This is a genomic window from Streptomyces sp. LBL (genome assembly GCF_029893585.1).
GTDB lineage: Bacteria > Actinomycetota > Actinomycetes > Streptomycetales > Streptomycetaceae > Streptomyces.
Window position 1 is genome coordinate 190,857 of sequence record NZ_JARXYX010000002.1, and the last position, 13,475, is coordinate 204,331.

A 13,475-nucleotide genomic window follows, 5' to 3' on the forward strand; every position below is an offset into this window, starting at 1 on the left:
CGTCAGGCATCAGGCGTCAGAAGTCAGGCGCCAGAAGTCAGGCGTACAGGCGCCGCAACAGATCTGGAGGTGGGCCGTGCGGCCACTGGAGGGCATAGCCGTCGTCGAGCTGGGCATGTGGGTGGCGGCACCGGCCGCGGCCACCATGCTCGCCGACTGGGGCGCGGACGTGGTGAAGGTGGAGGCGCCGACCGGCGACCCCAACCGGTACACGCTCCAGCACGTCGGGCAGGAGATCGACAGCGCGCCGCCGTTCGAGACGGACAACCGCGGCAAGCGCGGGATCGTCCTCGACCTGCGCTCGGAGGACGGCAAGGACGTACTGGAGCGGTTGCTGGAGCGGGCCGACGTGTTCGTCACCAACCTCCGCCCGGGCGCGCTGGAGCGGCTGGGGCTGTCCCCGGACGAGCTGCGCGCGCGCCATCCCCGCCTGGTCGTCGGCACGTTGACCGGCTACGGCTGGTCGGGCGCCGAGCGTGACCGGGCCGGCTACGACGTCTCCGCGTTCTGGGCCCGGCCCGGCATCGCCGCCATGCTCAACCCGGCCGGAGAACCGCCGCCCGGCATCCGGCCCGGCCTCGGCGACCGTACGGCCGCGTCCAACCTGGTCGCCGGGGTGCTGGCCGCGCTGCTGCGACGCGAACGCACCGGCGAGGGCGGCGTGGTCGACGTGTCCCTGCTCCGTTCCGGTACGTACGCCAACGGCAACGACCTCGCCCTGCAGAACTTCTTCGGCAAGCGGGGCCGTACCCGCCACCGCACGGAGCACGAGTCCCCCCTCTACAACAGCTACCGGGCCGCCGACGACCGCTGGTTCTGGCTGGTCGGCCTGGAGGGCAACCGGCACTGGCCCGGTGTCGTCAAGGCACTCGGTCGCGAAGACCTGGCGACGGACGAGCGGTTCGCGACCGGCAGGGCCCGGCGCGGCCACGTACGCGAACTGATCGCCGTGTTCGACGAGGAGTTCGCGCAGCGGCCGTTGCACGCATGGGCCGAGCGCTTCGACACCGAAGGCGTGTGGTGGGCGCCCGTGCAGACCCTGGCGGAGGTGTCGGCCGATCCGCAGGCGGAGGCGGTGGGGGCGTTCGTCGAACAGCCGGGCATGGGGGACGCGCCGCCGCTGCGGACGGTGGCCACGCCCGTCGCCTTCTGGGGCGTGGACGAGAAGCCGCGCGGCGGCGCGCCGACCCTCGGCGAGCACACCGACGAAGTGCTCCGCGAACTCAACTGAACTCACACATCTGGAGGTACGGCGTGGGCATCCTCGACGACAAGGTCGCCATCGTCACCGGCGGCGGGAGAGGGCTGGGCCGGGCACACTGCCTGGCGCTCGCCGAGGCCGGCGCGACCGTGGTCGTGAACGACCTCGGCTCGGGCATACACGGCGAGCAGACCGGCGACTCCCCCGCCGACGAAGTGGTCGCCGAGATCACCAAGCTCGGCGGGCGGGCGGTCGCCGACCACGCCTCGGTGACCGACTGGGCGGCGACCGAGACCATGGTCGCGGACACCGTCGCGGAGTTCGGCCGCCTCGACATCGTCGTGAACAACGCGGGGATCGTGCGCGACCGCATGCTCTTCTCGATGAGCGAGGCCGAGTTCGACGCCGTGATCGCGGTCCATCTCAAGGGCACCTTCGCGCTGACCCGGCACGCGTGCGCGTACTGGCGCGAGGCGTCGAAGCGGGGCGAGCGGGTCGCCGGCCGCGTGATCAACACGACGTCCGGGACCGGCCTGTTCGGCAACCAGGGACAGTCCAACTACGGTGCCGCGAAGGCCGGGATCGCCGGGCTCACCGTCCTCACCGCCCTGGAGATGCGCCGGTACGGCGTCACCGCGAACGCCATCTCCCCGATCGCGGCGACCCGGATGACGGACGGGCTGGCCGTCGGCGAGTCCCTCCGGGCCGTCGAGGGCTTCGACCCGCGCGATCCCGCCAACGCCTCCGGTGTCGTCGTCTACCTGGCCTCCGACAGCGCGGCCTGGCTCACCGGCCAGGTCCTGCGCATCGAGGGCAACCGGCTGAACCGGCTCCAGGGCTGGACCGTCAGCGGCGTGCACCACAGCCAGTCCGGCCAGGCCCTCACCTACGACGAACTCGTCGACGCCGTACCGCAGTTGTACGGCGTCGCCCCCGCCGGCCGGGCGACGGGAGCCGGCCAGTGAAGGGCCACGACACGGCCGCCCTCGTCCTGCGCGCGACCCTCGGCCCGATGCTCTTCGCGCACGGCTGGAACAAGGTCGCCGGTCCGGGCGGACTGGAAGGGACGACGGGTTGGTTCCAGGCGCTCGGCCTCAAGCCCGCCGACCTGCACGCCCGGATGGCCGCCGGGACCGAGATGGCGGCGGGCGTGGGCATCACCCTGGGTGCCGCCAATCCCTTCCCCGCGGCGGCGGCCGTCGGCCTCATGACCGTGGCCGCCCGGACCGACCACCGCGGCAAGGGCTTCTTCGTCTTCAAGGGCGGCTGGGAGTACGTCGGTGTCGTGGGCGGCGCGGCCGTCGCGCTGGCCGCGCTGGGCAACGGCCGGTACTCGCTCGACGGGCTGCTGCGACGCCGACGCGCGGGAGTGGGGCCCGCGTTGCTGGCCGCCGGCATCGGCACGGCGAGCGCGGCAGCGCTGCTGGCGGTGTGCTACCGGCCGGAGCAGAAGCCGGACGGGACCCCATCAGATCACTGAGTGCAATCAGGACTGTCTATCAAGGAGTCGACATGGACGCGGCTGACTTCAGCGCGGTGCTGTCAGAGGTCCGGCGCTTCGTCCGCGAGCGCGTCGTGCCAGAGGAACAAGAGATCGACGAGAAGGACGAGATGCCCGCGGACATCCGCGAGGCGGCGAAGAAGATGGGGCTGTTCGGCTTCGCACTGCCCGAGGAGTACGGCGGGCTGGGACTGTCGATGTACGAGGAAGCCCAGCTGATGTTCGAGCTCGGGTACACGACTCCGTCCCTGCGTTCCATGTTCGGTACGAACAACGGCATCGCCGGGCACGTCCTGATGGTCGGCGGTACCCAGGAGCAGAAGGCTCAGTGGCTGCCGAGGATCGCCTCGGGTGACGTACTGGCGTCGTTCGCGCTGACCGAACCCGAAGCCGGTTCGGACCCGTCGACGCTGACCACACGGGCCCACCTCGATGGCGAGGATTGGGTGATCAACGGCGCCAAGCGCTACATCACCAACGCCCCCCTGGCCGACGTCTTCATGGTCTTCGCCCGCACCGACCCCGCCGCCCCGCGCACCCGGGGCATCTCGACCTTCCTGGTCCCGGCCGGCACCCCGGGCCTCACGGTGGCTCCCCGGGACCACAAGATGGGCCAGTTCGGCGCCTGGACGGCGGACGTGTACTTCGACGACGTGCGCGTGCCGGCCGAGGCTCTCGTCGGCGGCGGAGACGGCCTGAACCGCGGCTTCTCCACCGCGATGGGCTGCATCGCGCACGGGCGGGTGCACATCTCGGCTCTGATGGTCGGCATGGCCGAGCGACTGGTCGACGAGTCCGTGGCGTACGCGAGCACCCGCAAGCAGTCCGGAAAGCTCATCGGCTCCTTCCAGCTCGTCCAGGGCCTGATCGCCGACTCGATGACCGACTACTACGCGGGTCGCGCCACGGTCCTGGAGGCCGCCCGGCGCTTCGACTCGGGCGAGGACACGAAGATCGGTCCGTCCTGCACGAAGTACTTCGCGAGCGAGATGGTGTGGCGGGTCGCGGACCGGGCGGTACAGGTCCATGGAGGTGCGGGCTATATGCGCGGGGTCGCTGTCGAGCGCTTCTACCGTGACGCCCGGCTGTTCCGTATCTACGAGGGCACCAGTCAGGTCCAGCAGGTCATCATCGCGAAGGCGCTGCTGGGCGAGGCGGCACGGGCCTGACGGACGGCACGTCCTGCGCACGGACGGTGCCGAACGCAGGACGTGCCAAGACCACAGGTCGTGGTCACAGGACCGCGGTGAGCAGCGACACCGCGGACTCCTGACGGCCGATGGCGGCGCTGTCGAAGGGCCCTGCCCAGCTCAGCCCGTACTGATCGTTGCTGTTGCGGTCGTGCGCGTAGGCCGAGTGGGCCTGCGCGGCGAGGTAGGCCCGGTAGGGGCGTCCGGGAAGCAGGGCGTCCAGCTCGGCGAGGTTGCGCGCGAAGATGCCCTTGAACGCGGCCTGGTCGGCGTTGCAGTCACCGGCCGGCTCGCAGGGCTCCGTCAGGATCCCGTTCGGGGACAGCGCCGGACTGGCGATCACCGCGTCAGTGATCTTCCGGCCCTCGGTGAGCAGCTGACGATCGTGGGTGCCCCGGTACAGTTCGGCGAGGCCGCCCAGGACCACGCCCTGGTTGTACGTCCAGGTGGTACCGCCGTTGTTGGCACAGCCACCGCTCTGGGTGTTCAGACCATCGTTGACGAGGTGGTCGTCGTTGATCATTGAGCTGTTGCTGAACCACTTCCACGACTGGCGGGCGCGGTCCAGATACACGGTGTCCTGCGGAATCCGGTTGTGCAGGGATGCGACGAGCTTGAAGTACAGCTCGGTGCTGATCGCGTTCTTGTACGTCTTTCCGGGCAGGTCCCACCAGATGCCGCCGCCGCAGGTGTCGTCCCAGTACTGGCGCATGTAGGCCTCGTCGGTCCGCGCGATGTCCAGGTACTGCTTGTCGCGGGTGAGGTCGTACATACGCACCATGGCGAGTGCCCACCAGCCGGTGTCGTCGGTGGAGTCCGCCCGGAATTCGCCACCGCCCTGGGGCCACCAGTCCAGGGGTCGGCGCTGGAGCGCGATGGTGTTCTTGACCTCCGGCAGGTACGTACGCGAGCCGGTCTTCGACATGTAGTCGAGCAGCGCCTGGAGGGCGTTTCCCGACTGCCACCACGGAGAGTCCGGGTCCCAGCGCCCGGTGTTCCGGTCGTAGAAGCCCATCATCGCGCCCACGGCCGCCGTTGCCTGGGCACGGCTGGTTGCCGCGCCACCGGGGGTGGCGCCGGCCACGGCCTGGGCGGGTACCGCGGCCCCCAGCAGGCAGAGGATCGCGGCGCAGGCGGTGCTGCCTGTGGTCATGCAGAATCTTCGGATCCGTTCGGGCATTTCGCATACTCCTTGCGAGAGGTGACGCCGGGGTGCCGATGCGTGGGTGCCGATGCGTGGGTGCCGATGCGTGGGTACCGATGCGTGGGTACCGGTACGTGGGTGCCGGTGCGTGATCAGGTGGCGAGACCTGGGGGCTCTGGGCGGGCGTAGTGACGGCGTGTCAGCCCAGTTCAGACGGTTAACACCTTTCCGCCCGCCTCACGGCACAGTTGGAGCGTCCGGGGGTCGGCGCCGCCCGTGGTGACCAGGACGTCGATGTCGGACAGCGAGCACAGACGCAGGGATCCGGTGCCCGGGAACTTGGCCTCCGAGGCGACCAGGACCACCTGGTCGGCAGCCTCGATCATCGCGTGCTTGATGGGTTCCTCCACGGCCATGTCGTCCACCACGTGGCCGTTGGCGCGTACGCCCGTGCAGCTCAGGAACAGCATGTCGGCGCTGACCTGGCGCAGTGCCCGCTCCGTGAGCGAGCCCACCAGGGACTGGTAGTTGCGGCGCAGGACGCCGCCGAGCATCACCAGCCGCACCGTGTCGTCGTCGCGCAGCTCGTCGAGCACGGCCACGTTGCTGGTGATGACGGTGACCGGGCGGCCCCGCAGCTGCCGTGCGATCAAGGGAGTGGTCGTGCCGATGTCCAGCACGACCACGCTTTCGTCGGTGACGAGTGCGGCGGCCTGCTCCGCCATCGCCTCCTTCGTCGCCCGGTCGTGCGAGGCGGAGACGTCGAACGGCTCCTCGTCGGCCGCGCCCTCCGCCGCCCCGCGCGGCGGCAGGGCGGCGCCGCCGTAGGTGCGCAGGAGCTCGCCGTCGCGGTCCAACAACGTCAGATCCCTGCGGATCGTCGACTGACTGACCTGCAGCCGTTCGGCCAGTTCACGTACCGAGGCAACCCCTGTCGCCCGGAGCGCCTCTTTGATCTTCGCGTGCCGCTTGCTCGATGTCACGCAACGAAAATAGCACTCCATGCGCAACTTCAGTCATCTTCGAACGAAAACACTCATTTTACTGACCGAACCTTGTCATCCGGCTGCAAGAGTGCTCACAGTTGAGCACGCCATGAAGGATGCGGCGGAACGGAGATCACCTCCGTGCTCGATGTGGTCCGGGACGAGCAAGGCCCCCCTCCCCGGGCCGCCCGTCCCCGGCCGGCCGATCAGCACCAGGAGAACAGCCCATGAGCGACAGAACGCGCCCTGCGTGGCCCCGCCGGCTCGCCACAGCCGTGCTCGCCGTCGCCTGCCTTGCCACAGCGGCGGCATGCGCGCCCGGGCCGAACAGTTCTTCCAAGAACGCCGCGAAGAACAGCGCGAGCCCGGTCTCCACCGACCCCGCCACGGCAGGCAAGGTCACCCTCACCGAGTGGGACCAGAACACCGACACGGGCACCGACGCCTCCACCGTGGCGCTCAACAAGGCGTTCATGAAGAAGTACCCGAACGTCACCGTCAAGCGCGTCTCCCGCTCCTTCTCCGACCTCAAGACGACGCTGAAACTCGCGCTGTCCTCGGACAGCCCCCCGGACGTCGTCCAGGCCAACCAGGGCTATCCCGACATGGGCGCCTTCGTGAAGGCCCAGCTCCTCCAGCCCGTCGACCGCTACGCCAAGGCCTACGGCTGGAACACCGCCTTCCCGTCCCAGCTGCTCGACCTCAACAAGTTCTCCACCGACGGAAAGACCTGGAAGACCGGCAGCCTCTACGGCGTCTCCCAGACCGGCGAGATCGTCGGTGTCTACTACAACAGGACCAAGCTGAAGTCCCTCGGTCTCGCCGTGCCCACCACCCTCGCCCAGTTCGAGACCGCGCTCGCCAAGGCCAAGGCCTCCGGCCTGCTGCCCATCTCCTACGGCGACTCCGACAAGAGCCCCGGCATTCACCTCTTCGGCGTCGTGCAGGCCGCCACCGCGGGCAAGAACGAGGTCCGGGGGCTCGTCTTCAACGAGGGCGGCGCGAAGTGGACCGACTCAGGGACCGTCAAGGCCGGCCAGACACTGCGCGACTGGGCCACCAAGGGCTACCTGAGCTCCGGCTTCAACGGTCAGAGCGGCGACCAGGCGGCAGCAGCCTTCGCCCAGGGCAAGTCCCTGTTCCTGGTGGACGGCACCTGGCAGGCCGCCACACTCGCCCCCAAGATGGGCAAGAACGTCGGATTCACCGCGCTCAGTCCGAGCGCCGGAGGGTCCCCACTCACCCAGGGCGGCGAGGGCCTCGCCTGGGCCGTCACCTCCAAGTCCAGGCACCCTGACGTGGCCGCCGCCTACCTCAACTTCCTCGTCGACCAGCACGGCATGCAGGTCTCGGCCGACAACGGAAACCTCCCCGCCCTCCCGCCCGCCGGCTACCGGCCTGCCGCCGGCAGTGTCCAGGCCGACGTCCTCGCCGAGTGGAAAGCCGTCAGTGAGAAGGACGGCCTGCTGCCGTACCTCGACTACACCACCCCGACCTTCTACGACACGCTCACCGCCGCGATACAGGAGTTGACGGCGGGACAGCTGACGCCGCAGAAGTTCGGCGAGACGCTGCAGAGCGACTACTCCTCCTTCCAGCAGAGCACATAAGGCCACGCGACCGATGGCTGTCACCGCACCCCGCCCGACCGCGCGCAAGCGCCCGGCCGACGCCTCCCGCAGACGCACGGCCGGGCGCCGTGACCGCGTCCAGTGGAAGGGCTACCTCTACGCCCTCCCCGCCCTGACCGTCCTCGCGGTCTTCCTGCTCGTCCCACTCGGTCAGCTCGTGCGGATCTCCCTCTACCACTGGGACGGCCTGTCCGCCTCCACCTGGGCGGGACTCGGCAACTACAGCGAGATCGTCCACGATCCGCAGCTGCGGGCCGCGTTCGGCCACTCCTTCGTGCTCATCTTCTTCTTCGCGGTCGTCCCGATCGCTCTCGCCCTGCTCCTCGCGGCCGTCACCACCCGCGCCGCCAGACTACGCGGGGTGTCCGTCTTCCGGGCGGTGATCTTCCTGCCCCAGGTCGTCGCCATGGTCGTCACCGCCACCGCCTGGACGGCCGTTTACGCACCCGCCGGCGTGCTCAACAAGGCGCTGAACGCCGTCGGTCTGGAGAGCGTCACCCGCTCCTGGCTCGGCGACTTCGGCACGGCGCTGCCCGCCGTCGGGCTCATCGGCACCTGGCTGGAGATCGGCCTGTGCCTGGTGCTGTTCATCGCCGGCATCGGCCAGATCCCCCGCGAGCTGTACGAGGCGGCCAAGGTCGACGGTGCCGGGGCGGTCCGGGAGTTCTTCGCGGTCACGCTGCCGGGACTGCGCGGACAGATCACGGTGGCGCTCACCCTCACCGTCATCGCGGCGCTGCGCACCTTCGACCTGGTGTACATCGCCACCCACGGCGGCCCGGGCAACGCCACCAGCCTGCCGGCCTTCGAGGTCTACAACCGGGCGTTCAACACCGGCCAGGTCGGCTCGGCCTGCGCGATCGCCGTCGCTTTGACCGGGGTGATCCTGCTCCTCACCTTCCTGATCACCAAGCTCCAGCCCGAGGAGGACGGATCATGATCTCCCGGCGCGAACGCGCGCTGAACTACGCCGTCCTCACGGTCTTCGCCGCGCTGGCCCTTGTCCCGCTGGTCGGGGTGGTGGCCTCGTCGCTGACGCCGCGCTCGCAGTCCTCCCCGGCCTTCACCTGGCCGCACCACCTGGACTGGAGCAACTTCTCCACGGCCTGGGCGCAGGGCCACTTCGCCACGTACCTGCGCTCCAGCCTGCTGGTCGCGGTGAGCGTCGTCCTGATCACGGGCGTGCTGGCGATCCTCGCCGGGTACTCCTTCGCGCGGTTCGACTACCCCGGCCGCTCGCTGCTGTTCTACGTCACCTTGGTGGGGCTCATGGTCCCGCCCGAGGCGTTCGTCATTCCTCTCTACTTCAACCTGCGCGACGTCGGTCTCACCGACTCGTACTGGTCGCTGATCCTCCCGCAGACCGCCCAGTCGCTGGCCTTCGGCGTCTTCTGGATGCGCAACTTCTTCCGCTCCGTGCCGGCCGGTGTCATCGAGGCGGCGCGGCTCGACGGGGCGTCGGACTGGCGGGTGCTGTGGCAGATCCTGGTGCCCCTCAGCCGCCCCGCGCTGCTCACCATGGCGATGCTCGTGTTCATGTGGACCTGGAACGAGTTTCTGCTTCCGCTCGTCATGATCACCGACGAGGGAAAGCGCACCGCACCCCTGGGCCTCGCGTTCTTCCAGAGCGCGCACACCACGCAGTACTCCCTGCTGGCCGCGGCCTCCGTCATCGTCGCCCTGCCGGTCGTCGTCCTGTACGTCTTCCTGCAGCGGCACTTCATCTCCGGAATGCTGTCCGGTGCGGTGAAGGGGTGATGGCAGCCGCAGATCCATGACCACCGCGGGCCGAACCGCTCGGGAGACGTCAGATACCGAGCCGGTCCAACAGCCGCTCGTGGTACACCGCCGGGCCGCCGAAGAGCAGTTGCGAGGACTTGGCCCGCCGGAAGTACAGGTGGGCCGGATGCTCCCAGGTGAAGCCGATACCGCCGTGGACCTGGATGTTCTCCATGGCGGCGACCAGGTACGCCCGTGAGCAGCAGGCGTGTGCCACGGCCGCGGCGACCGGGAACTCCGGGGAGCCCTCGTCGGCCAGCCGCGCCGCCTCACGGGAGGAGGCCTCGGCCAGTTCCACCTGGACGAGCATGTCGGCGCACTTGTGCTTGACCGCCTGGAAGGAGCCGATCGGCCGGCCGAACTGATGACGGACCCGGGCGTATTCCGTGCTCGTCTCCAGACACCGGCGGGCCCCTCCCGCCTGCTCGGCGGCCAGCCCCACCGAGGCGACGTCCAGGACCTTGGCCATGATGCGCCCGCCCGCCCCCTGCGCGCCGACGAGCGTCGCGGGCACGGCGTCGAACGTCAGGCGGGCGATGGCCCGGGTGGCGTCCAGCGTCTCCATCGCATCCGCCGCGAGTCCCGTGGCTTCCCGGTCCACGGCGAAGAGCGTGGGGCCGGCGACGGTACGGGCGACGACGAGGATCAGATCCGCCGTCGTACCGTCGACGACGAAGCACTTGCGGCCTCGCACCATCCAGCCGTCGTCGCCGTCCGGCACGGCCCGCGCGGAGACCATGGCGGGGTCCCAGGAGCCGCTGTCCTCGGCGACGGCGAGGGTGGCCGTGGTCCGCCCGGACGCGATGCCGGGGAGGTGGCGCGCGCACGCCTCCTGGTCTCCGGAAGCCAGCAGCGCCTGGGCCGCCAGGACGACGGTGGCGAAGAAGGGCGCGCAGAACAGCGCACGGCCCATCTCCTCCAGGACCACGCCGAGTTCGACCAGCCCGAAGCCGTCACCGCCGTACTCCTCCGGGACCGCCAGGCCCGGCAGCCGAAGTTGGTCGGCCGCCTGGGCCCACACCGCCGGGTCGAAGCGCGGCTCGCTCTCCATGAGCTTGCGTACGGCCTCCTCGGGCGACTTGGCGTCCAGGAACTCCCGTACGGACGCCCGCAGTTCCCGCAGTTCGCGCTCGTCGGCGGTCACGACCGCACCTCCTTGGCAGCGGGGGTCACCGGTTCCTTGGGCAGGCCGAGGACGCGTTCCGCGAGGATGTTCTTCATGATCTCCTCGGTGCCACCGAGGATGCGCAACGCCGGGGTGGCCAGGAGCAGTTCGGTCCAGGCGTACGTGCCCCACCGGCCGGTGTCGGCGATGAGCCGGGGGCCGAGCACGTCGGACACGAAGTGCGCCGCGCGGGTCAGGTTCTGGCCGTACATCAGCTTCGAGACGGACATCTCGGGCCCCGGCGCGATGCCGCCGCGCACCTTGCGCAGGGCACGGGCGTTGAGGTGCTCGGTGGCCAGGACGTCGACCAGGAGCTCTCCGAGGCGGGCGCGCAGGGCACGGTCGTCCCAGGTCCAGGTGGCCCGCATGAGTGCCGAGAGGTGGTCCGGGGACAGGGCCGCGGCCACCGGGCCCGCGCCCTCGCTGCCGACCGTCGCGCGCTCGTTCATCAGGGTGGTCAGGGCGACCGTCCAGCCGCCGTCGACCTCGCCCAGGCGGTGGTCGTCGGGGACGCGGACGTCGGTGAGGAAGACCTCGTTGAAGTCCGCGCCGCCGGTCATCTGCCGCAGCGGCCGGACCTCGACGCCGGGGGTGTCCATGGGGACCAGGAAGGCCGTGATGCCGCGGTGCTTGGGGGCGTCGGGATTCGTCCGGGTCAGGGCGAGGCCGATCTGGCTGTGCTGGGCGACCGACGTCCACACCTTCTGCCCGTTGAGCACCCAGTCCTCGCCGTCGCGGACGGCTCGGGTGGCCACGCTCGCCAGGTCGGATCCCGCGCCGGGTTCGCTGAACAGCTGGCAGGCGATGGCGTCCCCGCGGTACATCGCCGGCAGCCAGCGCTCCTTGAGGTGGGGCTGGGCGTGGGCCAGGATCGTCGGCCCGATCATGCCCAGGCCGATCACGCCGAGCACACCGGTGTCGGCGACGTCGTACTCCGACTCGACGGCGTCGTAGAGCAGGTCGTGGACAGGGGTCAGGCCCCGGCCGCCGTACTCCCGCGGCCCCGTGATCCAGCCGAAGCCGTGCTCGTGGCGGATCCGCTGCCACTCCCGGGCCCGTCGCACGAACTCCCGCTCCTCCTCGGGCGGGAGGCTGCTGAAGTACGCCATCGAGTCGTCGCCCTCGCCCCAGGTGAGGGCGGTGCGGTCGGGGGCCTTCGCCGCGTGCGCGTCGAGGAAGCGGCGCGCTTCGGCGGCGAAGTCCTGCATGTCCTGGTCCATAACGGGTTCCCTGTGCTGTCAGGTCGACAGGATCGTCACCGCCGACGCGCCGGGCGCGCCGTACAGGTGGGTGTAGCCGACGCGAGGCGTGCCGGGCATCTGTCGGGGGCCCGCCGTACCGCGCAGTTGGAGCACGATCTCGTGGATCTGGCGCAGTCCGGACGCGCCGATCGGTTCCCCGTTGCCGAGCAGCCCGCCGTCGGTGTTGACCGGGAGCCGGCCGCCGATCTCGGTGGCGCCCTCGGCGATGAGGCGCTCCTGCTCACCGTCCTTGCAGAGGCCGTTCTCCGCCATGTGGATGATCTCCGACCCCGCGTCGGTGTCCTGGAGTTGGGCGACGTCGACGTCCTCGGGGCCGATGCCCGCGTGTTCGTACGCCGCCCGGGAGGCGTCCACGCTCGGGCTGTCCACGGGTTCCCCGAGCGGGAACGACGGGCTCTGCACCTCGAAGGCGCCGAGCCTGCGGCTGCGCAGGGCGGTGGCCCGGACGCGTACGGGGGTGGACGTGTACTTGTGGGCCTGGTCGGCACGGCACATCACGACGGCCGCGGCGCCCTCGTTCGGGCCGCAGTACATGAACTGGCGGAGGGGGTGGTTGAGAACAGGGGAGGCGAGAACCTCCTCCGCCGACAAGGGCGTACGGCGCCAGGCCTTCTCGTTCCCGGCCGCGTTGCGGAAGTTCTTCGACGCCACGCGGGCGAGCGTCTCGTGGGAGATGCCGTGGTCGTGCATATAGCGGTTGATCTTCATGCCGAAGAAGTGGGTGGTGAGGAAGAGCCCGGTCTGCCCGTACCAGGAGGGGATGCCCGCCACGGACGGATCGGCGGCGAACGCGCCACGCGGGTGCTTGTCCAGGCCGATCGCGATGGTCAGGTCGTGCTCGCCGGTCTCGATGGCGCGGGCGGCCAGCGCCACCGCCGTACCGGCCGTGGCGCAGCCGTTGAACACACCGCGCAGGGGTATGCCGGTCAGGCCGAGCCGGCCGACGATCGCGTCCGGGTTGGCGACCTCGTAGCTGCCGATGTAACCACCCTGGATCTGCGGCCAGTTCACGCCCGCGTCGGCGAGCGCCAGCCGTACCGCGTCCGCGCCCATGTCCAGCGCGGGCTTGCCGGGGAACCGGCCGAAGGGGTGGAGGCCCACCCCGATGATGACGGCCTCGGTCATGACGCCTCCTCCTCGACCTGGACAGGCTCTTCGACCGGGGCGGACTCCTCGACCTGCACGGACTCCTCGACCGGGGCGAACGCGAAGGTGAGGACCTCGGTGCCGTCGTCCTCCACGGTGTAGGGCACGAGGGTCAGCCGCATCTCCTGCCCGATCCGCAGCTTCACGGGGTCGGGTTCGGTCAGGCGGGCCTCGACCAGCAGTTCACCGGGGAGTTCGACGTATCCGACGGCGTACGGCTCGAAGGCCTCGGGGCCGTCGTACGGCGGGGACGGCGGGCGGAAGTCCTGGGTCGTGTACGTCCACAGCGTGCCGCGGTCCGACAGGAGCCGTTCCTTCGATTCCGTGCTCGCGCACCGGACGCAGTCCGGGGCGGACGGGAAGCTCACCAGGCCGCACTCCGTGCACTGGGAGCCGATCAGCCGAAGGGGGCCCGTGGTGGGCGGCCAGGTGAACAGGCCGTCGGCGACCGGCCGTCGGGGTGTCGTCAT

Annotated in this window: 13 protein-coding genes; 7 read left to right on the plus strand and 6 right to left on the minus strand. The window is 70.3% G+C overall.

The window, feature by feature from the left end:
- Window positions 1–76 precede the first annotated feature (76 nt).
- From M2271_RS03115 to M2271_RS03130, 4 genes are read left to right on the plus strand one after another with little or no spacing between them, the layout of a single operon-like run.
- Window positions 77–1,231: a CoA transferase gene (locus tag M2271_RS03115; protein WP_280885506.1), complete on the plus strand. Its 1,155-nt coding sequence runs from the start codon at window positions 77–79 to the stop codon at window positions 1,229–1,231.
- A gap of 23 nt (window positions 1,232–1,254) precedes the next feature.
- A complete protein-coding gene (locus M2271_RS03120; RefSeq protein WP_280885507.1) occupies window positions 1,255–2,166 on the plus strand; it encodes an SDR family NAD(P)-dependent oxidoreductase in 912 nt (303 codons plus the stop codon).
- Complete coding sequence (locus M2271_RS03125; protein ID WP_280885508.1) at window positions 2,163–2,681, plus strand: DoxX family protein; 519 nt, start codon at window positions 2,163–2,165, stop codon at window positions 2,679–2,681. The genes M2271_RS03120 and M2271_RS03125 overlap by 4 nt, the downstream gene beginning before the upstream one ends.
- Before the next feature lie 32 nt (window positions 2,682–2,713).
- Window positions 2,714–3,871, plus strand: a complete 1,158-nt coding sequence (locus M2271_RS03130) for an acyl-CoA dehydrogenase family protein (protein ID WP_280885509.1) — start codon at window positions 2,714–2,716, stop codon at window positions 3,869–3,871.
- A 64-nt stretch (window positions 3,872–3,935) separates the two neighbouring features.
- Here the strand turns inward: M2271_RS03130 and M2271_RS03135 are convergent, their stop codons facing one another.
- Window positions 3,936–5,045, minus strand: a complete 1,110-nt coding sequence (locus tag M2271_RS03135) for a glycoside hydrolase family 76 protein (protein ID WP_280885510.1) — start codon at window positions 5,043–5,045, stop codon at window positions 3,936–3,938.
- 200 nt (window positions 5,046–5,245) lie between these two features.
- Window positions 5,246–6,019, minus strand: coding sequence for a DeoR/GlpR family DNA-binding transcription regulator (locus tag M2271_RS03140; protein ID WP_280885511.1), 774 nt, complete (start codon window positions 6,017–6,019; stop codon window positions 5,246–5,248).
- Window positions 6,020–6,249: 230 nt separating this feature from the next.
- Between M2271_RS03140 and M2271_RS03145 the strand changes: the two genes are divergently transcribed.
- The 3 genes from M2271_RS03145 to M2271_RS03155 are packed head-to-tail and all read left to right on the plus strand — an operon-like array spanning window position 6,250 to window position 9,411.
- Complete coding sequence (locus M2271_RS03145) at window positions 6,250–7,632, plus strand: extracellular solute-binding protein (protein ID WP_280885512.1); 1,383 nt, start codon at window positions 6,250–6,252, stop codon at window positions 7,630–7,632.
- A 13-nt stretch (window positions 7,633–7,645) separates the two neighbouring features.
- On the plus strand, window positions 7,646–8,593 hold the full coding sequence (locus tag M2271_RS03150; protein ID WP_280885513.1) for a sugar ABC transporter permease: 948 nt from the start codon (window positions 7,646–7,648) through the stop codon (window positions 8,591–8,593).
- The gene (locus M2271_RS03155) at window positions 8,590–9,411 is read left to right on the plus strand and encodes a carbohydrate ABC transporter permease (RefSeq protein WP_280885514.1); all 822 of its coding nucleotides are present in this window, start codon (window positions 8,590–8,592) and stop codon (window positions 9,409–9,411) included. Before M2271_RS03150 ends, M2271_RS03155 begins: the two co-directional genes overlap by 4 nt.
- A 49-nt stretch (window positions 9,412–9,460) precedes the next feature.
- Here M2271_RS03155 and M2271_RS03160 read toward each other — a convergent pair whose 3' ends face one another.
- From M2271_RS03160 to M2271_RS03175, 4 genes are read right to left on the minus strand one after another with little or no spacing between them, the layout of a single operon-like run.
- A complete protein-coding gene (locus M2271_RS03160; protein ID WP_280885515.1) occupies window positions 9,461–10,576 on the minus strand; it encodes an acyl-CoA dehydrogenase family protein in 1,116 nt (371 codons plus the stop codon).
- Entirely contained in the window at window positions 10,573–11,817 is a 1,245-nt protein-coding gene (locus M2271_RS03165; RefSeq protein ID WP_280885516.1) for an acyl-CoA dehydrogenase family protein, read from the minus strand. The genes M2271_RS03160 and M2271_RS03165 overlap by 4 nt, the downstream gene beginning before the upstream one ends.
- An 18-nt stretch (window positions 11,818–11,835) precedes the next feature.
- A complete protein-coding gene (locus M2271_RS03170; RefSeq protein ID WP_280885517.1) occupies window positions 11,836–12,984 on the minus strand; it encodes a thiolase family protein in 1,149 nt (382 codons plus the stop codon).
- A complete protein-coding gene (locus M2271_RS03175) occupies window positions 12,981–13,475 on the minus strand; it encodes an OB-fold domain-containing protein (protein ID WP_280885518.1) in 495 nt (164 codons plus the stop codon). The genes M2271_RS03170 and M2271_RS03175 overlap by 4 nt, the downstream gene beginning before the upstream one ends.

Bases quoted from the DNA above. Each gene is read 5' to 3' on its own strand.
- M2271_RS03130 (WP_280885509.1), top strand. From the start codon at position 2,714: ATGGACGCGGCTGACTTCAGCGCGGTGCTGTCAGAGGTCCGGCGCTTC.
- M2271_RS03135 (WP_280885510.1), bottom strand. From the start codon at position 5,045: ATGACCACAGGCAGCACCGCCTGCGCCGCGATCCTCTGCCTGCTGGGG.
- M2271_RS03145 (WP_280885512.1), top strand. From the start codon at position 6,250: ATGAGCGACAGAACGCGCCCTGCGTGGCCCCGCCGGCTCGCCACAGCC.
- M2271_RS03150 (WP_280885513.1), top strand. From the start codon at position 7,646: ATGGCTGTCACCGCACCCCGCCCGACCGCGCGCAAGCGCCCGGCCGAC.
- M2271_RS03155 (WP_280885514.1), top strand. From the start codon at position 8,590: ATGATCTCCCGGCGCGAACGCGCGCTGAACTACGCCGTCCTCACGGTC.
- M2271_RS03165 (WP_280885516.1), bottom strand. From the start codon at position 11,817: ATGGACCAGGACATGCAGGACTTCGCCGCCGAAGCGCGCCGCTTCCTC.
- M2271_RS03170 (WP_280885517.1), bottom strand. From the start codon at position 12,984: ATGACCGAGGCCGTCATCATCGGGGTGGGCCTCCACCCCTTCGGCCGG.
- M2271_RS03175 (WP_280885518.1), bottom strand. From the start codon at position 13,475: ATGACGACACCCCGACGGCCGGTCGCCGACGGCCTGTTCACCTGGCCG.